The following is a 22,362-nucleotide window of genomic DNA, read 5'->3' as shown; positions in this document are numbered from 1 at the left end:
GGACGTTAGCGCGGGATGCCCGGATTCGCCGGTGAGTATTCGGGCGCCGACCAGCGCAGCGGCAGGGCGGCCGGGGTCCACAGGGCCTCGGTGAGGGTGAAGCGCACGCTGCGCCCGCCGCCGGCGGTGAACTCGGTGTGCGCCTCGCCGGTGAGCTGGAGGGTGGTGCCGGTGGTCCAGTCGAGGAGGAGCAGTCCCGCGCGGGGGTCGCTGCGCAGGTTGCCCAGGGACAGGAACATGGCGTTGCCGGGGTAGTCCGGCCAGGTCAGTTCGCGCGGGGAGACGACCCGGACGAACCCCGGGTTGCCGCCCCGGTGGCTGGCGTCGGCTCCGCCGGGGTGGACCGTGGCCAGGAAGAAGGTGTCGGCCGCCCGGACGAACTCCGCCTGTTCGGCGGTGAGTTCGGTGATCCGCCGGGGCGTGGCGGGGGTACGGCCGGCGACCGTCTCGTACGACGCCCTGCGCTGGATGTACTTGGGGCAGTTGGAGAAGACCTGGTCCGCCTCCACCGCGAAGCCCTCCGGTGCCGGCCGCAGGCGGCCGTTGACGCGCATACGGCGCCGGGTGCGCGGGTCCAGCGCGATGGTGCCCACGGGCGTGCCGGGGGTCTGCAGCGCGGTGGCGAGCCGCCCGGCGCCGGTGCTCACGGACACCTGGCGCGGCCCGGTGGCGCGGACGAAGCCCGGCGGGCCCGTGAGCGCCGACGCCCACACCCGCCCCGTCCCCGGATCCGCCGCGCCCACCACCAGCAGGGGCTGCATCTCCAGGAAGGCCGCCGCGACCGGCTTGATGTCCTGGCCGAGGGAGCGGCCCACGTGGGCGGCGCGGTCGCGGACGCCCAGGAGGTCCTGCAGGGCGAGCGAGCCCGCGTGGTAGGCGCCCATGACTAGAAGAAACCGCAGGTCGGGGCGTCCGCGTGGGGGGCCGGGGCGCCGTCGGGGCCGAGCGGGGCGGAGATCTCCACGCGGATGCCGTCCGGGTCGTGGAAGAAGATCCCGCCCGTGGCGCCGCCCTCGCGGTGGGCGACCACGCCGTCGTGGGCGAAGTCCACTCCGGCGGCCCGCAGCACGGTCTCGTAGGCGCGGACGCGGTCGACCGAGCCGACCGCGAGGGCGAGGTGGTGCAGCCCGGACCGGCCGCTGTCGTACGGCCCCTGCGCCTGCTGCCAGAGGGTGACGAGCGGGGCGCCTCCGGGCTCCCCCAGCATCGCCCAGCGCTGGTCGTCCTCCTTGCCCTCGGCGAGCACGGCGAAGCCGAGGAGGTCGCGGTAGAGGGCGAGGGAGCGGTCGAGGTCGGTGACGTTCAGTCCTGCGTGCGCGAGGTGCGGGGCCATGGTTCTTCCCTTCCAGGTGCCTAACTGTTGTCTTCGACAGTAGAGGGTTAGATGTGCCGGGGTCAACCGGTCACATACACTTGAGTGGTTAGGTCGGAAGGAGTGCTCCATGCCCAGCAGCCGCGATCCCCGTCCGCTCACCGGTGAGCCGCTCGCGCTCGATCTGCTCAACACCCGGTGGAACCGGGACGGCGTCACCCAGGACCTGCTCGCCGGCACGGAGGGCCTCGCGGTGTGGCTCGCGAGCAACGGGCTGGCCGGGGACCACCCGGCCGGCCCCGAGGCGCTGGAGCATCTGCGCGCGGCGCGCACCGCGCTCAAGGCGGCGGTGGACGGGCCGCCGGCCGAGGCGGCGCCGCTCGTGGACGCCGTGCTGGAACACGGGCGGATCCGGGCCCGGCTGACCGCGGACGGCCCCGCCGAGGAGCCGGAGTTCGCCGACCCGTCCTGGGGGCCGGCCTGGCTCGCCGCCCGGAACTACCTGGAGCTGATCAGCCGGGCGCCGGAGCGGATCCGGACCTGCGCCGGGGGCGGCTGCATCCTGCACTTCTTCGACACGTCCCGCAACGGCACCCGCCGCTGGTGCTCGATGGCGGCGTGCGGCAACCGCGCGAAGGCCTCACGGCATTACGCGCGCTCCAGGGAAGGCTGACGTCGGCGCCGGGCCCTTCCGCGAGGGGGTCACGGCGTGCCCGTTGGCGCCTCTTCGGCGGTGGGGCAGGTGGTGTGCCGGGAGGCGGGCAGGGCCTGGGTGATCCAGGCGCGGTTCACCGCCACGCGGGTGTCCCCGACGGCCCAGACGCTCGCGTCGGGCCGGCCCGCGCCGACCTGGACGAGGACGTGCTGTCCGGTGCGCGGGGCCGGCCGCGCACCGGCGTCGAGCAGGAAGTTCACCCGGGCGGGTCCGTGCGCGGGCTTGTAGGAGCGGATCACCTTCAGCGTTATCCGGTTCCAGGGCGACTGCTCCCGCGGTTCCACCTTCGCCACGGTGCCCTCCACGACCAGCCGGGAGCAGGCCAGGGCGCGTACCGGGTCGGTCGGCCGCCCGTCGTCCTGGGAGACACCGGCCCGGGCGTCGCCCGCGCTCTTCGCCGCCGCGGCGGAACCGGAGCCGTCCGAGCCCCCGGAGTGCGTCACCATCCAGCCGAACCCGACGACCAGCGCGAAGGCCCCGGCCCCGGCGAGCGCCCCGAACGCGACCCGCACCGCCCGGCGGGACCCGGAGGGCCGGCCGGGACGCGGGGGGCGGCGCCCGGCGCGAACCCCGGGCGCGGGCACCGCCCCGGCATGTGTCACCGGTTCCCCGGTGCGCGGCACACCTTCGGCCTGCTCCCCGGTCAGCGCCTGCGCGATCCGGCCGAGCTGATCCCTCAGCACCGCCAGATCGGCCTCGGCCGCCCGGTGCCCGGCGAGGAAGGCGGGATCCCGGCGGGCCTCCTCCGACAGCGGCTCCCCCGTGATCGCGGCCATCAACGCGTCCATACCGCCGTACTCACCGCCCACACCGTTCACCGAGCCGCCGGGGTGCTCGGTGCCCCGAGCACCCGCAACGCCACTCTCGCTCTGCGGTCCCCGTGCCCCCGCAGCACCGCTCTCGCCGTGCGATCCGCGCGAGTCGCTGCCCGGATCCCCCGAGCCCCGCGCACCCCCGTCGCCGCCAGGACCCCCCGAGCCGCGCACACCCCCGACGCCGCCGGAACCGCCCAAGCCCCGCGGCTCGCCGGCGCCGCCGGGACTCCCGGAGCCCCGCGTACCCCCGACGCCGCCGGAACTTCCGCAGCCCCGCACCCCGCCGAGGTCACCCGAACCCCCGGAGCCCGACCCCCCGGAGCCCCGCACACCCCCGTCGCCGCCGGAACTCCCCAAGCCCCGCGGCTCGCCGGCGCCACCCAAGCCCCCGGAGCCCCCCGAGCCCGGCGGCCCGCCCACGCCACCCGAACCCCGCGGCCCCTCAATGCCACCGGACTCCCCCGAGCCCCGCAGCCCGCCGACGTCACCCGAACCCCCCGAGCCGGAACCCCCTGTGCCCCGCGCACCCCCCACGCCCTCGGAACTCCCCGTACCCCGCGCGTCCCCCGCGCGTCCCGCCTCGTCCGCGTCCCCCGTGCTGTGCTGCCCGGCGGTCATGTCACACCACCTCGTCCTCGTGCAGGCGGGCGCGCAGGGCGCGGACCGCCGTGTGCAGCCTGCTCTTGACCGTGCCCTCGGGGATGTCCAGTTCCTCGGCGATGTCCCGGACGGGCAGGTCGGCGAAGAAGCGGAGGACGAGCACCTGCCGCTGGGCGGCGGGCAGTTCGTCCAGGCCCCGGGCGACGGCGAGGGAGAGCAGGCTGGTCTCCTCGCCGGAGGCGTGCGCGGGCTCGCGCAGCGCGGCCAGCCGCTCCCCCAGCCGCTCCTGGCGCCGCTTCGCCCGGTGCCAGTCCATGGCGAGGTTGGAGGCGACCACCGCCGCCCACGCCGACACGTCCCGCGGCGCCTCCCGCCCGCTCGCGGTCCGCTCCAGCAGCCGCAGCCGTACCTGCTGCACCCCGTCCGGCAGGTCCGACTGCGGCACCCCGCCGAGCGCGAGCACGGCCCGCACACGGCGTTCCTGGGCCGCGTCCAGCGGATCGCCGCCGGTACGGTCCCCGCGGTCCGCGCCGGCGGCGTACGCCCCCCGGTCGCGGCGCGCCCCTCCGCGCAGCACAAGCCACCCCCTCACGCCTTTGCCCCTACGACGCGGGAGCGGGCGGAAACGTTCGGACGGGTTTCCGGCGGCCCTCGGAGGCGTACGTCACACCGCGGTGTGGCCGGAAACCGTACGGGCAGGGGCCGGACAGCACGGCTTGCGGCCCAGGCGCCCGGCGGAGGGAATTTCTGCAGCTCGACGGGGCTTGCGGGGGACGTCCGGAACCGTCCGGCGGTTGATCGTGTCCCACTCCTCGGGCAGGCGTCGCAAAGAATTGGACAGGTGGACCGGGGTCGGCCGCATCATGGAAAAGCCCCGGTCAGGCACGAGACACAAAGAGGGAGTCACTGTGAGGGTCGGAATCGTCGGAGCCACCGGTCAGGTCGGCACGGTCATGCGCAGGATCCTCACGGAGCGGAACTTCCCGGTGACCGAGCTGCGCCTGTTCGCCTCGGCGCGCTCGGCCGGCACCGTGCTGGACGGGGTGACGGTGGAGGACGCGGCGACCGCGGACTACACCGGCCTGGACATCGTGCTGTTCTCCGCGGGCGGCGCGACCTCCAAGGCGCTGGCCGAGAAGGTCGCCTCCCAGGGCGCCGTCGTGATCGACAACTCCTCCGCCTGGCGCCGGGACCCCGAGGTGCCCCTGGTGGTCTCCGAGGTGAACCCGCACGCGGTGGCCGACCGCCCCAAGGGCATCATCGCGAACCCGAACTGCACCACGATGGCCGCGATGCCGGTGCTGAAGCCGCTGCACGAGGAGGCGGGCCTCGAGGCGCTGGTCGTCGCCACCTACCAGGCCGTGTCCGGCTCGGGTCTGGCGGGCGTGGCCGAGCTGCACGGCCAGGTGCTGAAGGTGGCCGACGAGGCCGACAAGCTGACCCACGACGGCGCGGCGGTCGACTTCCCCGAGCCGAACGTCTACAAGCGCACCATCGCCTTCAACGTGCTGCCCTTCGCCGGCAACCTCGTCGACGACGGTCTGAACGAGACCGACGAGGAGCAGAAGCTGCGCAACGAGTCCCGCAAGATCCTGGAGATCCCCGGGCTGAAGGTCTCCGGCACCTGTGTGCGCGTACCCGTCTTCTCCGGCCACTCCCTCCAGGTCAACGCCCGTTTCGCCCGCCCCCTGTCCCCCGAGCGCGCCACCGAGCTGCTCGCGGGAGCGCCGGGCGTCGCCCTCTCCGACATCCCGACCCCGCTGCAGGCGGCCGGCCAGGACCCGTCGTACGTCGGCCGCATCCGCCGCGACGAGACGGTGGACAACGGCCTCGCCCTGTTCGTCTCCAACGACAACCTCCGCAAGGGCGCCGCGCTGAACGCGGTCCAGATCGCGGAGCTGGTGGCGGCGGAGCTGTCCGAGAAGTAGCGCACCACGGTGAGGGGCGGCCACGGTCACGTGGCCGCCCCTCGGCGTTTCCCCGGTCGCCCACCGGCTGAGCCCGTCGCCCGCGGACAGAGCCCTAGCCCCGCCGCCGCACCTCGTACAGGAAGCAGCCGTACTCCACCGCCCGCACGTGCACCAGCGCCACCTCCGGGTCGGCGAAGGCCTCGGCAAGGGCGGAGGGGAAGTCCCTCTCCACGAGGCGGCCGCCCAGGATGCGGCCGTCGGCCGAGTAGCGGCGCAGGGTGCGGTGGGCGCCTGTGAAGGGCAGGCCGGCGCCGGACGGGCCGGGGCAGTCGCCGGCGTGGATGAACACCGGGCCCTGCTCGTCGTAGGCCCCCGGGTCCGCGCCCGTCTCGGCGGCCCAGCGGCGCAGCGGCGCGTAGGAGACCAGGGCGATGTGTTCGCCGGGTTCGCTGCGGCGCAGGCAGCAGCGCAGCGGGGCGCCGCCCTCCTCGTCGGTGAAGGGGGCCGGGGGGCGGCCGGCGTCGTCCGAGGTGCGCAGTTCCTCCAGGGTGGCGGACGGGATCGGGAGGGCCGTGTAGATCGTCATACCGCCAGCGTCCCGCCGGGCCGCCGCGTTGACCGGCGGGAACCGGACATCGCGTTCCCCGCGGGTCCCGTGGAAGGATGACGCAACCGACACATATCGAGGAGATGACCGCGTGCCTGGCACAAACCTGACTCGCGAAGAGGCGCGGCAGCGGGCCGAGCTGCTCACCGTTGACTCGTACGAGATCGAACTCGACCTCTCCGGCGCGCAGGAGGGCTCGACCTACCGGTCCGTGACCACGGTGCGCTTCGACGTGGCCCGTGACGGCGCCGAGTCCTTCATCGACCTGGTCGCGCCGGCCGTCCACGAGGTCACGCTGAACGGGGACGCGCTGGATGCGGCCGAGGTCTTCAAGGACTCGCGGATCGCCCTGCCGGGGCTGCTTCAGGGGCGCAACGTCCTGAGGGTCGTCGCGGACTGCGCCTACACCAACACCGGCGAGGGCCTGCACAAGTTCGTGGACCCGGTCGACGACCAGGCCTACCTGTACACCCAGTTCGAGGTGCCGGACGCCCGCCGGGTGTTCGCCTCCTTCGAGCAGCCGGACCTGAAGGCCACCTTCCAGTTCACCGTGCGGGCGCCCGAGGGCTGGACCGTCGTCTCCAACTCGCCGACGCCCGAGCCCCAGGACAACGTCTGGGTCTTCGAGCCGACCCCGCGCATCTCGACGTACATCACCGCGCTGATCGTCGGCCCGTACCACAGCGTCCACAGCGTGTACGAGAAGGACGGGCAGAGCGTGCCGCTCGGCATCTACTGCCGGCCCTCGCTCGCCGAGTACCTCGACGCGGACGCGATCTTCGAGGTGACCCGGCAGGGCTTCGACTGGTTCCAGGAGAAGTTCGACTACGCATACCCGTTCGCCAAGTACGACCAGCTGTTCGTGCCCGAGTTCAACGCGGGCGCGATGGAGAACGCCGGCGCGGTCACCATCCGCGACCAGTACGTCTTCCGGTCCAAGGTGACCGACGCGGCGTACGAGGTCCGCGCGGAGACCATCCTGCACGAGCTGGCCCACATGTGGTTCGGCGACCTGGTCACCATGGAGTGGTGGAACGACCTGTGGCTGAACGAGTCGTTCGCCACCTACACCTCCATCGCCTGCCAGGCCGCCGCCCCCGGCTCGCGCTGGCCGCACTCGTGGACCACGTTCGCCAACTCGATGAAGACGTGGGCGTACCGGCAGGACCAGCTGCCGTCCACGCACCCGATCATGGCGGACATCCGCGACCTGGACGACGTGCTCGTCAACTTCGACGGCATCACGTACGCCAAGGGCGCCTCCGTGCTGAAGCAGCTGGTCGCCTACGTCGGCGAGGACGAGTTCTTCAAGGGCGTGCAGGCCTACTTCAAGCGGCACGCCTACGGCAACACCCGCCTGTCCGACCTGCTCGGCGCCCTGGAGGAGACCTCCGGCCGCGACCTGAAGACCTGGTCGAAGAAGTGGCTGGAGACCGCGGGCATCAACGTGCTGCGGCCGGAGATCGCCACGGACGCGGAGGGCGTCGTCACCTCCTTCGCCGTCCGCCAGGAGGCCCCGGCGCTGCCCGCCGGCGCCAAGGGCGAGCCGGTGCTGCGCCCGCACCGCATCGCGATCGGCCTGTACGACCTCGACGGCGGCTCCGGCAAGCTGGTGCGCACCGAGCGGATCGAGCTGGACGTCGACGGTGCGCTGACGGCCGTGCCGCAGCTCACGGGCCGGCGCCGCCCGGCGGTCGTCCTGCTCAACGACGACGACCTGTCGTACGCCAAGGTCCGCCTGGACGAGGAGTCCCTGAGGGTCGTCACCGAGCACCTCGGCGACTTCACGGAGTCCCTGCCGCGCGCCCTGTGCTGGGCCTCGGCCTGGGACATGACGCGGGACGCCGAGCTGGCCACCCGCGACTACCTCTCCCTCGTCCTGTCCGGCATCGGCAAGGAGTCGGACATCGGCGTGGTGCAGTCGCTGCACCGCCAGGTCAAGCTGGCCATCGACCTGTACGCCGACCCGGCCGCCCGCGAGTCCCTGCTGACCCGCTGGACCGACGCGACGCTCGCGCACCTGCGGGCGGCGGAGCCGGGCAGCGACCACCAGCTGGCCTGGGCCCGCGCCTTCGCGGCCACGGCCCGCACCCCGGAGCAGCTGGACCTGCTGGAGGCGCTGCTGGAGGGCACGCAGACCGTCGAGGGGCTGGCCGTCGACACGGAGCTGCGCTGGGCGTTCGTGGAGCGGCTCGCGGCGGTCGGCCGCTACGACGAGGCGGAGATCGCGGCCGAGTACGAGCGGGACAAGACGGCCGCCGGCGAGCGTCACGCGGCGACGGCCCGCGCGGCCCGGCCCACGGAGGAGGCGAAGGCGGAGGCGTGGTCCTCGGTCGTCGACTCCGACAAGCTGCCGAACGCCGTGCAGGAGGCGGTGATCGGCGGGTTCGTCCAGACCGACCAGCGCGAGCTGCTGGCGCCGTACGCGGACGCCTACTTCGAGGTGCTCAAGGGCGTCTGGGAGTCGCGTTCGCACGAGATGGCCCAGCAGATCGCCGTCGGCCTGTACCCGGCGATCCAGGTCTCCGAGGCCACCCTGGCCAGGACGGACACCTGGCTGGCCACGGCGGAGCCGAACGCGGCCCTGCGCCGCCTCGTCTCGGAGTCCCGCGCGGGCATCGAGCGCGCGCTGAAGGCCCAGGCGGCGGACGCCGCGGCGGGCAGGTAGGCGGTACGGCGCCAGGGGCGCCCGGCACCGTGTGCCGGGCGCCCCTGGCGCCTGTCCGTTCGCGGCTACCGGTGGTCCCGTACCAGCGCCGCGAAGCGCAGGGCGACCTGCCGCCACACCCGGGAGGCGGCCGCGTCGTCCCGCAGCGCGTCGCGGTGCAGCCGCGCCCGGTCCACTCCGTAGCGCTCCAGCCGGGAGGCGGGCCACCGCGCGATGCGGTCGGGGTCGGTCTCGGGGTGGAACTGCACTCCCCAGGCCGCGTCCCCGATCCGGAAGGCCTGGTGGGGGCACCGCTCGCTGCGGGCCAGCCAGCGTGCCCCGGGCGGCAGCCGGACGATCGCGTCGACGTGGTTCTCCACGGCCGTCGGCCGCGCGGGCAGCCCCGCGAAGAGCGGGTCCCGCGCCGCGTCCGGGAGCAGGGTCAGCGCGGTGCTGCCGAACTCCGGTTCGCCGTACTCCGCTGCCACCGTGCCGCCCGCCAGCTGCGCGAGCATCTGGCCGCCGAGGCAGATCCCGAACACGGGCGTGTCCCGGTCCAGGGCCCGGCTCATCAGGGCCCGCGTCGCCGGCAGCCACGGCGCCCGCTCGTCGTCGTCCGGCAGGTACCCGCCGCCCAGCACGATCAGCGCGTCGTGCTCCAGCCGCGCCGGCAACGCCTGCGTGTCCCCCCGGACCACCTCCAGCCGGACTCCGCCCTCGGCCAGCCAGTCACCCCACCGCCCGGGCCCTCCGTGCGCGGTGTGCTGCACCACCAGCGCCGTGGCCGCACGTCCCATGGCCCGCCACCGCCTTTCACCCGCAGCCCACGGCCGCGGTGGCGGCCGCCGTCACGACTCTCTCAGCAAGCGCCGCACGTCCGCAGCCGTCCGCCGCGAGGAGCGCTCGTGGGCCCGGCCCGCCTCGCGGAGCGCCTCCAGCACGCGGCTCACCGCGGGGGCCGACTCGCCGCCCCTGCGGACGGCCGCCGTGACGTGCCGGACCGGGCCGCCCGGGCCGAGGTCGCGCATCACCACGCCGTCGCGGCGGGCCGCGGCCATGCGCGGGACCAGGGCGACGCCCATGCCCGCCTCGACCATGGCGAGGATGGCGGTCCAGCCGGAGGCCGAGTGGCCCTGGTGGGGGCTGAACCCCGCGGCCTCGCAGGCGCGGCGGGTGATGTCCGACCAGGGGCCGCTGCCGCCGAAGATCCAGGGTTCCGCCGCCAGGTCGGGGAGGGCCGGGGCGGGCGCCGCGGCCAGGGGGTGGCCGGGCGGCAGGGCGAGGTCCAGCGGGTCGGCGAGCAGCGGGACCTGGGTGAGGCGGGGGTCGGCGGCGCCGGGCGCGGAGGCCGCGAGGGACAGGGCGAGGTCGACCTCGCCGGCGGTCAAGAGGTCGTACGCCTCGGCGGCCTCCGCCTCCGTCACGCGGACGGTCACCCCGGGGTGCGCCTCCCGCAGCGCCCGTACGGCCGGTACGACCAGGGCGGGCACGGACGTCGGGAACGCGCCGACCCTGACCTCGCCCGCCTCGCCCTGCACGTACGCCGCCAACGCGGCCTCGGTGCGCTCCAGTTGCTCGAAGACCGGTTCCGTGTGGGTCAGCACCAGGCGGGCCGCCTCGGTGAGCCGGACCCGGCGGCCCTGCGCCTGGAGCAGGGGCACGCCGAGCTGCCGGGCGAGGTTGGTGAGCTGCTGGGACACCGCGGACGGGGTCATGTGCAGGGCGTCGGCCGTCGCGGTCACCGTCCCCCGCTCGCGCAGGGTGCGCAGGATCTGCAGCTTCCGGATGTCCCACTCGGCCATGCCGGAAAGCTACACGTCACCGGCGGACGCCCGCGCCCAGCACCACACCGCCCAGGATGAGGGCCATGGACAGCAGCTGCGGCCATCCGGTCGTCTCGCCGAGGAGGGCCCAGGAGAGGACGGCCACGCAGACCGGCTGGAGGTAGTAGACGATGCCCGCGCGGGTCGCGCCGATCAGGGCGATGGCCTTGTTCCAGGCGAAGAAGGCGACGGCGGAGGAGGCCACGCCCACGTAGAGGACCGGCAGGACCGTGCCGGCACCGGGGTGGAAGGTGCCCTGGGCGGTCACGCTCACCGCCTGTACGGGCAGCAGCAGGACCGTGCCGGTCAGGAACGTGGTGAACAGGAAGGCGTTGCCGTCGAGTTCGGCGGGCCTGCGGCGCAGCAGGGCGCTGTAGCCGGCGAAGCAGCAGGCGGCGGCGATCATCCACAGGTCGCCGGACGAGAAGGCCGTACCGCCGCCGACGAGCAGCGCGACGCCCGCGCAGGCGAGGAGCAGCCCGGTGGTGCGCCGCGCGCCGAGCCGTACGCCGCCCAGCCGTTCGAACACCGCCATGAGCACCGGCGAGGCGGCCATGATCAGGCCCATGGTGGGGGCCGGTGTGGTCAGTCCGGCCTGGTTGACGAGGGTGTTGTAGCCGGCCACGCCGAGGAGGGAGACGAGGACGAGGTACCGGGCGTGGCGGCGGACGAGGGCCCGCTGCCGCCAGGCCCGGCGGGCGCCGAACGGTGCGACGGCGAGGAGCGCGACGACCCAGCGCCAGAAGGCGTGCTGGACGGGCGGCACGCTGTCGTGCAGGGCCCGGGAGGTGACGAAGCTGCCGGACCAGACGAGCGTGGCGAGGGCGGCGAGAGCGAGACCGGCAGCGGGTGCGGCCTTGGAGGGGTGGGTGCTGGTGGATCGGGTGGTGGTCCTGGGCAGGACGGCGGCCACGGGGCTCCTTCCGGTGAGGGTGTGCCCCTACCGTCGCAACGCCGGACCGGTCAGGTCCATCGAATCTTCTCGATCAGTCTTTTCAGCAGTCCTGAACGATCCGGGGCTGCCCGTCCCGAGCTGTCCCGCCAGCGTCGCCGCGAACGCCAGCGCCATGCCCGCCGTCTGCACCGGTGTGAGCGCCTGCCCGAGCGCCGCCCAGCCGGTGACGGCCGCGGTCAGCGGGGAGAGCGGGCCGAGGAAGGCGACCTGGGTCGCGGTGAGCCGGCCGATCCCGCGGAACCAGAGCCAGTACGCCACCGCGGTGTTGACCAGGGCGAGGTAGAGGTACCCCGCCGTGGCGCGGCCGTCCAGGGCGGGCGGCGCGCCCTCGGCGAGGAAGGCGACCGGCGCGATGAGCAGGCCGCCGGCGGTGAGCTGCCAGCCGGTGAGCGCCAGCGGGCCGACGCCCTCGGGGCGGCCCCAGCGCTTGGTCAGCACGGTGCCGGTGGCCATGGAGGCGGTGGCCGCGACGGCCGCGAGCACGCCCACCGCGTCGAGCGTTCCGCTCCCCCGCAGGACGACGAGACTGACGCCGAACGCGGCGACGGCACCGGTGACCAGGGTGCGCGGTGCGGGGCGGTGCCTCAGCAGCAGCGCCGAGAGGCCGACGACGAACAGCGGCTGGACCGAGCCGACCACGGCGGCCATCCCGCCGGGCAGGCGGTACGCCGAGACGAACAGCAGCGGGAAGAAGGCACCGATGTTGAGCGCCCCCAGCACCGCGGAACGCCACCACCAGCCGCCCCTGGGCAGCACCCGGGTCAGCGCCAGCAGGAGCAGCCCGGCGGGCAGGGCGCGCAGCAGTGCCGTGAACAGCGGCAGGTCCGGCGGCAGGAACGCGGTGGTGACGGCGTAGGTGGTGCCCCAGGAAGCCGGGGCGAGCGCGGTGAGGAACACGGTGACGGATCGCTTCACGGCAGGGACTCCTCGGCTGCCGAAGTAGCTCGGCGAAATGGCTTGGCGAAATGGCTTGGCAGCAATTAGCTTAGTACTAAGCAACTCGCTTGCAAGCTACTTTCTTGCCGTGCATATCCGGCGAGGCGATACTCGGCGCATGAGCGCAGGACAGGATCCGGTCGACGCGATCATCGACCAGTGGGCGGCCGTGCGGCCCGACCTCGACACCAGGGCCATGGAGGTATTCGGGCGGATCTACCGCCTCTCGCGCCTCATGGGCGACCGCATGGAGAAGGCGTACCAGCCCTGCGGCATCTCCCGCGGTGAGTTCGACGTGCTGGCGACCCTGCGCCGGGCCGGCGAGCCCTACACCCTCTCGCCGCGCCAGCTGTCGGCGACCCTCATGCTGACCACCGGCGGGATGACCGGCCGGCTGGACAAGCTGGAGAAGGCCGGCCTGCTGCGCCGCTCCCCCGACCCGCACGACCGCAGGGGCCTGAAGGTGACGCTGACCGGAAAGGGGCTCGACATCGTCGACCGCGCGGTCGGCGCGGGCCTTGCGGAGCAGCAGGCGGCCCTGTCCCGCCTCGACGACGAACAGGCCAGCCAACTGGCCGGCTTGCTGCGGGAGTTGCTCGCGGGAACCCAGGACGCCCCGCACTAGCCTCCGACGTGCGCGGTGAGCGCCGCCTCGATGTCCGCAGCGCCGACCGCGTCGGCGGCCCAGGCCGCGTATCCGTCGGGGCGGACCAGCACGCTCGTCCGGCGGCCGCTCGCCCAGTGCGCCACGGCCAGCCGGCCGGCGCGGCCGGGGCCCGCCTCGTACGGCTCCGGGGTGATCAGCACGAACCGGCCGCCGCGCAGCGCCTCGTAGAGGCGGCCGCCGCCGGACAGGGCCACGTCCGGGACACGGGCGCCGGTGAGCCGGTGGGCGCCGCGGGGCGCGGGGTAGCGGTAGCCGATGCCGGTGACCTGGCCGGCGATCCGGCGCCGGGCGGGGCCGACGGTGTTCAGGAAGGTGGTGAGCGCGGCGCGGGCGGCGAGGGTCCAGGGGCGCTTGGCCATGGCGAGGCGGACGATCCCGCCGCTGCTGCGCAGCACCGCCCTGCCCACGGGGTGCCGCTCGGCCTGGTAGGTGTCGAGCAGCGCGGGGTCCGCGTGCCCGGTGAGGACCGCGGCGAGCTTCCAGCTCAGGTTGGCGGCGTCCTGCAGCCCGGTGTTCATGCCCTGGCCGCCCGCCGGGGTGTGCACATGGGCGGCGTCACCGGCGAGGAAGACCCGGTCGGCCCGGTAGGCGGGGGCCTGCCGTTCGTCGCTGTGGAAGCGGGACATCCAGCGGGCGTCGTGCATCCCGAAGTCCCGGCCGAGCGCGAGGCGGGTGATCTCCTTGACCTCGGCCAGGTCCAGCGGCGCGTCGTCGGGGACGTTGCGGCCGCGGTGCCAGCCGATCACCCGGTGGTAGCCGTCGCCGAACGGCGCGAGGAACGCGAAGGCGTCGCCGACGGCGTTGACGGTGAGCAGGCCCGGCGGCTCCTCGGCGAGCCGGACGTCGGCCAGGACGACCGACCGGATCACCGACTTGCCGGGGAACGGCAGTCCGATCGCCTCCCGGACGGCGCTGCGCATGCCGTCGGCGCCGACGACGTACGCCGCCCGGAAGGTCTCCGTACCGCCCTCGGGGCCGCGCGCCTCGACCCGCACCCCGTCCGCGTCCTGGGCGAGCCCGGTCAGCTCGGTCTCGTACCGGAAGTCGGCTCCCGCCTCGGCCGCCCGCCGTTCCAGGACCTTCTCGACCTCGTACTGCGGGAGGACCAGGAGGTGGTTGAACCGGGAGGGGAGGGCGGCCAGGTCGATGCCGAGCCGGCCGAACAGACGGAGGCGGTCGAGGGGCTGCCCGGCCTTCTCGAGATCGTCGGCGACGGCGCGCGCGTCGAGCTGCTCCAGGGTGCGGGCGTGCAGCACGAACGCACGGGAGAGGTTGCTGATCTTGTGGGGGCGCTTCTCGAGGACGGTGACCGGGACGCCGGCTTCGGCGAGGTCGCCGGCCAGCAGGAGGCCGGTGGGGCCGGAGCCGACCACGATGACGGAGGGGGTGCGCGGGTCGGTGCCGGGTCCGGTGACCTTCGCGGTGGTGGTGCCGTTGTTGCCAGTGGTGCCGGACATGAGGGCCTCCTGGATGCCAACGCTTGTTGGCCAACGCCCGCGGGTCGGTCGGCACCCGGGGGCACGCCGCCCGCTGGGGGTCAACGCTTGTTGGCCAACGCTTGTTGACAACGGTAGGCCCGGCGGCAGACGCGAGTCAACACTTGTTGGCCAACGCATGTTGGCCTACGCTCGTGGACATGACCGGCAGCTCGAAGACGACCCAGCCGCGCCCCTCCGACCAGCCGCGCCGCTCCGATGCCACCCGCAGCGCCATCCTCGACGCAGCCCGCGAGCGGTTCGCCGCCGACGGCTATGAGCGGGCCACCATCCGGGCGATCGCCCGGGACGCGCGGATCGACCCGTCGATGGTGATGCGCTACTACGGCAGCAAGGAGGGCCTGTTCGCGGCGGCCGTCGCGCTGGACCTGCGGCTGCCCGACCTGACGGAGATGCCCAGGGAGGAGGTCGGGCGCGCGCTGGTCGCCCACTTCCTCGGCCTGTGGGAGGAGAACGAGGAGCTGACGGCCATGCTCCGGGTCGGCGCCACCAACCAGGCCGGGGCCGAGCGGATGCAGGGCATCTTCCGGGACCAGCTGCTGCCGGTGGCCGCCCAGGTGTGCCCGGACCCCGAGCAGGTCCCCACCCGTGCCGCCCTGTGCGCCGCGCAGCTGCTCGGGCTGGCCCTGACCCGCTATGTGCTGCGGCTGCCGCCGGTGCGGGAGCTGACCCGTCCGGAGCTGCTGGCGTGGCTCGGGCCGACCGTGCAGCGGTACCTCACCGCGCCGCACCCCTGAGCGGCGCGGCGGCACAGGGCGGAGCCGCCGCACAGGGCGGAGCCGCCCATCGGCCGAGGGGGCCACTCCTGCCCGCGGACCTGCCCGCCGGACCGGTCAGACGCGCACAGGCTCCGCCGGCTCCGGGCGCGCGTCCGCGCTCTCCAGGCGGAGCATGGCCTGCTCGTCGGGGGTGCCGGGCGCCGCCTGGTAGACCACCATCCGCTGGCCGCCCGTCCGGGCGAGTCGCATGACCTCGTACGTCAGGGTCATGAGCCCGGCCGCCGGATGCCGGAAGCACTTCTGGCCGCCGCCGCGCTCGCAGACGTCGTACCGTTCCCACAGCCTCGCGAACTCCGGTGATTTGAGGATGAGTTCGCCGACGAGCACGGTGAGTTCGGGATCGTCCGGGTCGGCGCCGGCGACCGCCCGCAGATGCGCGACCGAGTGGGCGACGGTCTCCTCCCACGGCTCGTAGAGCGTCCGGCCGACCGGGTGGAGGAAGAGGTAGCGGGTCAGGTTGCGCTGCTCCTCGGGCCAGTCCCAGAGCCCGGGCAGCAGCCGCCGGCCGGGCGGGTTCGCGGCCAGGACGCGGTTGTGGCGGCTGACCACGTAGGCGGGCAGCGGGCGCACGGACTCCAGCATGCGCAGCACGGAGTCGCGGACGGTGTGGTCGGAGCAGGCGGGCAGCTCCGAGACCCGGCCGGAGGCCAGCTCGGCGAGTTCGTGCAGGCGTTCGTAGGCGTCGCCGCGCAGCCGCAGGGCGCGGCCGAGGGCGTCCACGACGGCGGGGGACGGGTTGGTCTCCCGGCCTCGCTCCAGGCGGATGTAGTAGTCGACGCTCACCCCGGCCAGCGCGGCCAGCTCCTCCCGGCGCAGTCCCGGAGTGCGGCGCACGCCCGCGCCGGCCGGCAGACCGACGTCCTCCGGGCGGACCTGGGCCCTGCGGGCCTTCAGGTAGCGGCCCAGTTCGGTGCCCCGTGCGTCCACTGCAGTCCCCATCCCGTCATTGTGACAGGCGGGGCGGGGGCGTGGGGGGCCGCGTCAGGGCCTGGAACGCGGCACCCCCGGCACAGCGCGGTCTGCCCGACGGCCGTGGCGCGGCCCAGAGTTGGACGCGGAGCGGGCGGCCCGGCCGCCGGGGCCCAGGGGGTGCACGACACCGGACCGCGGCCCCGGCCGGCTGCCGCCGCGCTCACCACCGACCGCGCTCGTCCGTCACAGCGTCTCCCGAGGGATTCCCCATGCCGATCACCCCGCCCCGGTCCACGTCCACCGCCTCCGCTCACGGGCCCGCCCCCGTGCCGACGGGGCGCCCGGTCCGGCGACGACGGCCGGACCGGGTGCGGCCGGCCGCGCCGCCCGCCGGTGCCGCCGGGCCGCGCGGGAGCGGCGTCTCGCTGGTCGCGTCCCTGCTCGGGTTCACCGTGATCACCGTCGACGTCTCGGCCGTGAACATCGCCCTGCCCGCGATCCGGAGCTCCTTCAGCGGCGGGATGGCCGGGCTGCAGTGGGTGGTGGACGCCTACACGCTGATGTTCGCCGCGCTGATGCTCTCCGCCGGCGCCCTCGCCGACCGCGCCGGCGCCCGGCGCGCCTACGCCTGGGGCGTCGCCCTGTTCAGCCTGGCCTCCCTCGGCTGCGCGCTCGCGCCCGGCATCGGCGTACTGGTCGCCGCCCGGGTGGCGCAGGGCGGCGCGGCCGCGATCGTGATGCCGGCCTCGCTGGCGCTGATCCGGCAGGCGTACGAGGACGCGCGGGCGCGTGCCCGGGCGATCGCGCTGTGGACGGTGGGCGGCTCGGTGGCGATGGCCGCGGGTCCCGTGCTGGGCGGGCTGCTCACGGACACGGCGGGCTGGCGTGCCGTGTTCCTGCTCAACCTGCCGGTGGGCGCGGTGATCCTCGGCCTGCTGGTGCGCGTGCCGCGCTCCCCGCGGCGGCCGGCCGCGCTGGACGGCGGCGGCCAGATCACCGCCGTACTGGCCCTCGCGGGGCTGGCTTTCGCAGTGATCGAGGGCGGCCACCTGGGCTGGACCAGCCCGCCCGTGCTGGGGTCCGCCGTGCTCGCCGTCGCCTCGGGGTACGCCTTCCGCGTGGTGGAGTCCCGGCACCGCCGGCCCATGGTCCCGCTGGAGATGCTCGCCAAGCGGGAGGTGGCCGTCCCGCTCGCGGTGGGCTTCGCCGTCAACGCCGCCTTCTACGGCGGGATCTTCGTCCTCGGGCTGTACTACCAGCAGGTGCGCGGGATGTCGGGGATCGCGGCCGGGCTGATGTTCGTGCCGCTCTCGGCGGTGGTGACGGCGACCAACCTGGTCTCGCCGCGGCTGGCGGAGCGGATCGGGCGGCGCCCGGTGATCGTCACCGGGCAGCTGGTCTTCGCCCTGGCGATGCTGGCGCTGCTGCCGCTGACCGCGCGCACACCGGTGTGGCTGGTGCTTGTCCTGCTGCTGCCGCTGAGCGTCGGCGGGGCGCTCGCGGTGCCCGCGCTGACCGCGCTGCTGATGGACGCCGTACCGCGGGAGCGCGCAGGGACCGCGTCGGGGCTGCTGAACGCGCTCCGGCAGACCGGCGGTGCGCTCGCCGTCGCCCTCTTCGGCGGTCTGCTCGCCGGGCCCGGCGGCGGATTCTCCCTGCCGGGCATGCGGGTCGGCCTGCTCGCCGTCGCGGCGCTCCTGCTCGCCACCGCCGCCCTGTGCCGCCTCCTGCCGCGCGGCTGACCACCGGGCACGCGGGCGACGGCCGGACGGCGCGCGGACACGCCGCGGGCGCCGGCCTGTCCCGGGTACGGCGTCGGGCGCGTACCGCGGGAGGACGGCGCCCCCGGCGGGAGAACGGGCGTCCGGTCAGGCCTTGGCGGCGTCCGAGCCGGACTTCACGCTGATGTTGGACGAGGTGACGTCCTTCTTCTTGTGCGACTTGTCCAGCGCCATGACCAGGCCGGCGATGACGGCGAACAGCGCGAGCGGGATCAGCACGTAGAGGCCCAGCGTCTGGATGACGCTCAGGCCGGGGCCGGGGTCGTCGCCGTCGTCGCGGGTCAGCGCGAGCGCGGGGGACGACATGAGCAGCATCATCAGCGTCGTACCGGCGGCCAGGGCGCCGGCGCGCAGGGCGTTCTTCTTGTCCACGGTCTCAAATTAGCGAACCACCCCGAACGCCGCGCGCCCGGGGTCCCGTACCGGCGCCCGACCCGTCGTCGACCTGCGTGAACACGGCGAGCAGCGCCCTCAGTCCGGGTGACGCCGTCAGCTCCTCCAGCGGGACGGGCCGGCCCTCGCGGTCGGCGATCGGCAGCCGCCAGTTCGGGTACTGGTCCCAGGTTCCCGGCAGGTTCTGCGGGCGGCGGTCGCCGACGCCGTCCGGGAGCCAGACGCCGATCAGCCGGGCCGGGGTGCGCAGCAGGAAGCGGTGCAGGGCGCGGATCTCCTCCTGCTCGTCGGTGCCGGGCGGCCCGGCCGCGGTCAGGTTCAGCAGGCCGAGGCTGCCGAGCAGGGCGAGCCACTCGGCGGTGTCGGCGTCCGCCTCGGCGCGTTCCTCGGCCGCGGGGCGGGTGAGCAGGCCGAGGCGGTCGCGCAGCTCGACGTGGTCGCCGGTGAGCCGGGCGGCGCTGGGCGGCAGGTCGTGGGTGGTGACGGTGGCCAGGCAGTCGGCGCGCCAGCGGTCGGGCGGCAGCGGCCGGCCGTCGCCCTCCCAGTCGCGTTCGAACCACAGCACCGAGGTGCCGAGCACGCCGCGCCGCTGGAGGGTCTCGCGGACGCCGGGCTCGACGGTGCCGAGGTCCTCGCCGATGACGACGGCCCCGGCGCGGGTGGCCTCCAGGGCGAGGACGGCGAGCATGGCGTCGGCGTCGTAGCGGACGTAGGTGCCTTCGGTGGGCGCGCTGCCCTGCGGGACCCACCAGAGCCGGAACAGGCCCATGACGTGGTCGATGCGCAGGGCTCCGGCGTAGCGGAACAGGGCGCGCAGCAGGTCGCGGTAGGGGGCGTAGCCGGTGGCGGCGAGGCGGTCGGGGCGCCAGGGCGGCAGGCCCCAGTCCTGGCCGCGGGCGTTGAAGGCGTCGGGCGGGGCGCCGACGGACATGCCGGCGGCGAACACGTCCTGCTGGGCCCAGGCGTCGGCGCCGTCGGGGTGCACGCCGACGGCGAGGTCGTGCACGATCCCGACCGGCATGCCGGCCTCCAGCGCGACGCGCTGGGCGGTGCGGAGCTGGCCGTCGGTGAGCCAGGCGAGACGGGCGTGGAAGGCGACGCGGCCGGCGAGTTCGGTGCGGGCGCGCGCGGTGCCGGCCGAGCGGGGATCGCGCAGGTCCCCGGGCCAGCGGCGCCAGTCGGAGCCGTGGATCTCGGCGAGGGCGCACCAGGTGGCGTGGTCGTCGAGGGCCTGGCCGTGGGCGGCGCGGAAGTCGTCGTAGGCGGCCTGCCGGCCGGGCCCGAGCGGCACCTCCAGGACGGCCTGAAGGGCCTGTCGCTTCAGCTCCCACACGGCGTCGCGGTCGATGAGGGCGCCCTTGTCGAGGACGTCGGTGCGCAGCCGTTCGGCCCGCTCCAGCAGGGGGGCGAGCCGTTCCCGGTCGGTGACGTACGCGTACTCGGGGATGTCCTCGATCCGCAGGTGGACGGGGTCGGGGAAGCGGCGGGAGGACGGCCGGTACGGCGAGGGGTCGGTGGGTTCGCCGGGCACGGCCGCGTGCAGCGGGTTGACCTGGACGAATCCCGCGCCGGCGGTACGGCCCGCCCAGCCGGCCAGCTCGGCGAGGTCGCCGAGGTCGCCCATGCCCCAGGAGCGGCGGGAGAGCAGGGAGTACAGCTGGACGAGGAGGCCGTGGGAGCGGCCGGGCGGGGCGGGCAGCCGGTCGGGGGCGACGACGAGGTGGGCGCGGCCGGTGCGCCCGTCGGGTGCGACGGCGGTGACCCGGTGGACGCCGAGCGGCAGATCCGCGGCGGTGTCCCGCTCCTCGCCCTCCTCGGTCTCGACGCTCAGGCAGGTGCCGGGCGGCAGCGCGGCGAGGGCGGCGGGGCCCTGCGGGTCGCCGGCCCAGTGCACGAGCGTCGGCGGCAGCAGCCGCTCGCGCAGTTCGCGTTCCCGCGCGGCGAGCGATGCGCGTACGGCGGCGGGTCCAGCCGCGTCGACGCCGAGGGCGGCCAGGGCGGCGGCCACGGCGGAGGCGGGGACGGCGACCGTACGGTCCGGGGCGGGGCTGTAGGAGGTGGCGACGCCGTGCAGCTCGGCGAGCCGGGCGAGGTCCTCGTCCTCGAAGTCCCCGATGTCCTCCACGTCCTCGGACGCCGCGGTCATCTACGCTCCCGTGCCGTGGACGCCGGGTGCGTACGACGGCGCGGGGAAGTCGTCGGCCTCGTACGAGGGCGTGGCGTAGGCGTCCGACTCGCTGCTCGACGGGGTGGCGTCGGCGAGCGGCGGCTCACTGGTCAGGGGCTCGGCGTCGGGCAGCGGCGGCTCACTGGTGAGCGGGGCCTGCGCGCAGGCGCTCTCCGCGCTGAAACCGCAGGCCGGAGCGTCGTAGTGGTCGGCGGAGGGCTCCGCCCCGGGTTTCGCCTGGGCCGGGAACGAGAGGTGAGCCAGTGCGGCCACGGTGGTCTCCTAGTCGGTGACGGGTCGGATGCTGTCGCTTTGAACGGATTACGGCAGGCCTACCCCAAGACGACGCGACCACTCTCGCCAACCGGTCGAACAGGGGACGGCGGGGTGTGCGCGGGCATTCGCGCGATCACTATTCACTCAGTACATGTAGTGAGTGCATAATGATCGGCATGAGCACCCGTCACATCCTCCTGGGGCTGCTCGCGGCAGGGCAGAGCCACGGCTACGACCTGAAGCGACGCCACGACGAACGCTTCCCGCAGGCCCGTCCGCTGGCGTACGGGCAGGTCTACACGACCCTGCAGCGCCTGGTCCGGGACGGGCTCGCGGAGGTCGCGGGCACCGACGCGGACGGCGGCCCGGAGCGGACGCTCTACCGCTCGACGGACGCCGGCGCGGGCGAACTGGCCCGCTGGGCGGCCGAGATCGCACCGCCCGCGCCCTTCGTGACGAACGAGATCTTCGCCAAGGTCGTCGTGTCGATCCTGGCGGGCGGGGATCCGGCCGCCTACCTGCGGGCCCAACGGGCCGCGCACATGGAGCGGATGCGGCAGCTCACGGCCGTCAAGACCGACCCCGGCACCGATCTGGCGACCGTGCTGTCGGCCGACTACGCCATCAACCACCTCGACGCCGACCTCCGCTGGATGAACACCACGGCGGCCCGGCTCACCACTCTGACCGCGGAGGTCGACGGAGCATGACCGAGCAGGGGGGCATCGCAGCATGAGCGCACTGGGCACTTCGGTCCCGGTTCTCACGGGCCGGGACCTCGTCAAGGCCCACGGCAGGAGGCAGGCGCTGCGCGGCGCCGGCGTCGACCTGCACGCGGGCGAGATCCTCGCCGTGACGGGGGCCAGCGGCAGCGGCAAGTCCACGCTGCTGCACTGTCTGGCGGGCATCGTCCGGCCGGACGCGGGCTCCGTCGAGTACGCGGGGCAGCGGCTGGACCGGCTCCCGGAGAAGCGGCTGAGCGAGCTGCGCCGTACCGACTTCGGCGTGGTCTTCCAGTTCGGGCAGCTGATCCCGGAGCTGACGGCCGTGGACAACGTGGCGCTGCCGCTGATGCTGGCGGGAGCCGGCCGCGCCGAGTCCCGGGAGCGGGCCGGTGAGTGGCTGGAGCGGTTCGGGGTGCGCGCACAGCAGGCGCTGCGGCCCGGCGAGATGAGCGGCGGCCAGGAGCAGCGGGTCGCCCTGGCCCGCGCGCTGGTGACCGGGCCCAGGGTGGTCTTCGCCGACGAGCCGACGGGCGCGCTGGACTCCCTCGCCACCGAGCAGGTGATGACGGCCCTGGTCCACAGCGTCCGCGCGTCGGGTACGGCGGTGCTCCTGATCACGCACGACGCCCAGGTCGCGGCCTACGCGGACCGCGAGATCAGGCTGCACGACGGCACCGTGGCGCCGGCGGAGGTGGCGCGGTGACGGCAGGCGGTGACGGTATGACGGGGCGGCCACGCGCCGGTGTCTCGGAAAAGGTGCCTCTATGGGCTTCGTCAAGCTGTAGCCGGGGCGGGCGACTGGTAGAAGGTGCCGTCTCGGAGCATGGCGAAGAGGACGTCGATGCG

General features: G+C 74.7%; 22 protein-coding genes. 8 read left to right on the top strand and 14 right to left on the bottom strand.

What is annotated here, in order from left to right:
- Nucleotides 1–5: 5 nt before the first annotated feature.
- Both ACGFZN_RS22395 and ACGFZN_RS22390 read right to left on the bottom strand, forming a co-directional pair.
- Entirely contained in the window at nucleotides 6–884 is an 879-nt protein-coding gene (locus ACGFZN_RS22395; RefSeq protein ID WP_393860234.1) for a pyridoxamine 5'-phosphate oxidase family protein, read from the bottom strand.
- A 2-nt stretch (nucleotides 885–886) separates the two neighbouring features.
- Nucleotides 887–1,333, bottom strand: a complete 447-nt coding sequence (locus ACGFZN_RS22390) for a VOC family protein (protein WP_393860233.1) — start codon at nucleotides 1,331–1,333, stop codon at nucleotides 887–889.
- A 109-nt stretch (nucleotides 1,334–1,442) separates the two neighbouring features.
- On the opposite strand from ACGFZN_RS22390, the gene ACGFZN_RS22385 reads away from it, so the two are divergent.
- Nucleotides 1,443–1,985, top strand: a complete 543-nt coding sequence (locus tag ACGFZN_RS22385) for a CGNR zinc finger domain-containing protein (protein WP_393860232.1) — start codon at nucleotides 1,443–1,445, stop codon at nucleotides 1,983–1,985.
- A gap of 29 nt (nucleotides 1,986–2,014) precedes the next feature.
- On the opposite strand, the gene ACGFZN_RS22380 is transcribed toward ACGFZN_RS22385, so the two are convergent.
- Complete coding sequence (locus ACGFZN_RS22380) at nucleotides 2,015–2,803, bottom strand: hypothetical protein (protein WP_393860231.1); 789 nt, start codon at nucleotides 2,801–2,803, stop codon at nucleotides 2,015–2,017.
- 658 nt (nucleotides 2,804–3,461) lie between these two features.
- A complete protein-coding gene (locus ACGFZN_RS22375) occupies nucleotides 3,462–4,019 on the bottom strand; it encodes an RNA polymerase sigma factor (protein WP_393860517.1) in 558 nt (185 codons plus the stop codon).
- Nucleotides 4,020–4,350: 331 nt separating this feature from the next.
- Between ACGFZN_RS22375 and ACGFZN_RS22370 the strand changes: the two genes are divergently transcribed.
- Entirely contained in the window at nucleotides 4,351–5,370 is a 1,020-nt protein-coding gene (locus ACGFZN_RS22370; RefSeq protein ID WP_393860230.1) for an aspartate-semialdehyde dehydrogenase, read from the top strand.
- 94 nt (nucleotides 5,371–5,464) lie between these two features.
- Here the strand turns inward: ACGFZN_RS22370 and ACGFZN_RS22365 are convergent, their stop codons facing one another.
- On the bottom strand, nucleotides 5,465–5,938 hold the full coding sequence (locus ACGFZN_RS22365) for a DUF1203 domain-containing protein (protein ID WP_393860229.1): 474 nt from the start codon (nucleotides 5,936–5,938) through the stop codon (nucleotides 5,465–5,467).
- Nucleotides 5,939–6,050: 112 nt separating this feature from the next.
- On the opposite strand from ACGFZN_RS22365, the gene pepN reads away from it, so the two are divergent.
- Entirely contained in the window at nucleotides 6,051–8,627 is a 2,577-nt protein-coding gene (pepN, locus tag ACGFZN_RS22360; protein ID WP_393860228.1) for an aminopeptidase N, read from the top strand.
- A 65-nt stretch (nucleotides 8,628–8,692) separates the two neighbouring features.
- Here the strand turns inward: pepN and ACGFZN_RS22355 are convergent, their stop codons facing one another.
- From ACGFZN_RS22355 to ACGFZN_RS22340, 4 genes are read right to left on the bottom strand one after another with little or no spacing between them, the layout of a single operon-like run.
- The gene (locus tag ACGFZN_RS22355; RefSeq protein ID WP_393860227.1) at nucleotides 8,693–9,403 is read right to left on the bottom strand and encodes a type 1 glutamine amidotransferase; all 711 of its coding nucleotides are present in this window, start codon (nucleotides 9,401–9,403) and stop codon (nucleotides 8,693–8,695) included.
- Nucleotides 9,404–9,454: 51 nt separating this feature from the next.
- On the bottom strand, nucleotides 9,455–10,408 hold the full coding sequence (locus tag ACGFZN_RS22350; RefSeq protein ID WP_393860226.1) for a LysR family transcriptional regulator: 954 nt from the start codon (nucleotides 10,406–10,408) through the stop codon (nucleotides 9,455–9,457).
- A 16-nt stretch (nucleotides 10,409–10,424) separates the two neighbouring features.
- Entirely contained in the window at nucleotides 10,425–11,330 is a 906-nt protein-coding gene (locus tag ACGFZN_RS22345) for a DMT family transporter (RefSeq protein ID WP_393860516.1), read from the bottom strand.
- 39 nt (nucleotides 11,331–11,369) lie between these two features.
- A complete protein-coding gene (locus tag ACGFZN_RS22340; protein WP_393860225.1) occupies nucleotides 11,370–12,299 on the bottom strand; it encodes an EamA family transporter in 930 nt (309 codons plus the stop codon).
- 139 nt (nucleotides 12,300–12,438) lie between these two features.
- On the opposite strand from ACGFZN_RS22340, the gene ACGFZN_RS22335 reads away from it, so the two are divergent.
- The gene (locus tag ACGFZN_RS22335) at nucleotides 12,439–12,945 is read left to right on the top strand and encodes a MarR family winged helix-turn-helix transcriptional regulator (RefSeq protein WP_393860224.1); all 507 of its coding nucleotides are present in this window, start codon (nucleotides 12,439–12,441) and stop codon (nucleotides 12,943–12,945) included.
- Here the strand turns inward: ACGFZN_RS22335 and ACGFZN_RS22330 are convergent.
- Nucleotides 12,942–14,444 carry an FAD-dependent monooxygenase gene (locus tag ACGFZN_RS22330; RefSeq protein ID WP_393860223.1) on the bottom strand — a complete coding sequence of 501 codons (1,503 nt, stop codon included), beginning with the start codon at nucleotides 14,442–14,444 and terminating at the stop codon, nucleotides 12,942–12,944. The genes ACGFZN_RS22335 and ACGFZN_RS22330 overlap by 4 nt on opposite strands.
- A gap of 179 nt (nucleotides 14,445–14,623) precedes the next feature.
- On the opposite strand from ACGFZN_RS22330, the gene ACGFZN_RS22325 reads away from it, so the two are divergent.
- Nucleotides 14,624–15,220, top strand: a complete 597-nt coding sequence (locus tag ACGFZN_RS22325) for a TetR family transcriptional regulator (RefSeq protein WP_393860222.1) — start codon at nucleotides 14,624–14,626, stop codon at nucleotides 15,218–15,220.
- Nucleotides 15,221–15,316: 96 nt separating this feature from the next.
- Here ACGFZN_RS22325 and ACGFZN_RS22320 read toward each other — a convergent pair whose 3' ends face one another.
- The gene (locus tag ACGFZN_RS22320; RefSeq protein WP_393860221.1) at nucleotides 15,317–16,201 is read right to left on the bottom strand and encodes a helix-turn-helix domain-containing protein; all 885 of its coding nucleotides are present in this window, start codon (nucleotides 16,199–16,201) and stop codon (nucleotides 15,317–15,319) included.
- A 242-nt stretch (nucleotides 16,202–16,443) separates the two neighbouring features.
- Between ACGFZN_RS22320 and ACGFZN_RS22315 the strand changes: the two genes are divergently transcribed.
- The gene (locus tag ACGFZN_RS22315; protein ID WP_393860220.1) at nucleotides 16,444–17,916 is read left to right on the top strand and encodes an MFS transporter; all 1,473 of its coding nucleotides are present in this window, start codon (nucleotides 16,444–16,446) and stop codon (nucleotides 17,914–17,916) included.
- Between the two features lie 126 nt (nucleotides 17,917–18,042).
- Here ACGFZN_RS22315 and ACGFZN_RS22310 read toward each other — a convergent pair whose 3' ends face one another.
- From ACGFZN_RS22310 to ACGFZN_RS22300, 3 genes are read right to left on the bottom strand one after another with little or no spacing between them, the layout of a single operon-like run.
- The gene (locus ACGFZN_RS22310; protein ID WP_393860219.1) at nucleotides 18,043–18,327 is read right to left on the bottom strand and encodes a hypothetical protein; all 285 of its coding nucleotides are present in this window, start codon (nucleotides 18,325–18,327) and stop codon (nucleotides 18,043–18,045) included.
- 4 nt (nucleotides 18,328–18,331) lie between these two features.
- Nucleotides 18,332–20,494: a 4-alpha-glucanotransferase gene (gene malQ, locus ACGFZN_RS22305; RefSeq protein ID WP_393860218.1), complete on the bottom strand. Its 2,163-nt coding sequence runs from the start codon at nucleotides 20,492–20,494 to the stop codon at nucleotides 18,332–18,334.
- A complete protein-coding gene (locus ACGFZN_RS22300; RefSeq protein WP_393860217.1) occupies nucleotides 20,495–20,788 on the bottom strand; it encodes a hypothetical protein in 294 nt (97 codons plus the stop codon).
- A 179-nt stretch (nucleotides 20,789–20,967) separates the two neighbouring features.
- On the opposite strand from ACGFZN_RS22300, the gene ACGFZN_RS22295 reads away from it, so the two are divergent.
- Together ACGFZN_RS22295 and ACGFZN_RS22290 are read left to right on the top strand one after the other, a co-directional pair.
- Complete coding sequence (locus ACGFZN_RS22295; RefSeq protein WP_393860216.1) at nucleotides 20,968–21,501, top strand: PadR family transcriptional regulator; 534 nt, start codon at nucleotides 20,968–20,970, stop codon at nucleotides 21,499–21,501.
- Between the two features lie 22 nt (nucleotides 21,502–21,523).
- Nucleotides 21,524–22,219: an ABC transporter ATP-binding protein gene (locus tag ACGFZN_RS22290; protein WP_393860215.1), complete on the top strand. Its 696-nt coding sequence runs from the start codon at nucleotides 21,524–21,526 to the stop codon at nucleotides 22,217–22,219.
- Nucleotides 22,220–22,362: the final 143 nt, after the last annotated feature.

It is taken from the genome of Streptomyces sp. NPDC048192 (assembly GCF_043202415.1).
GTDB lineage: Bacteria > Actinomycetota > Actinomycetes > Streptomycetales > Streptomycetaceae > Streptomyces.
Note: the sequence above shows the minus strand (reverse complement) of the source record. Positions and strands in the feature narration are given on the sequence as shown.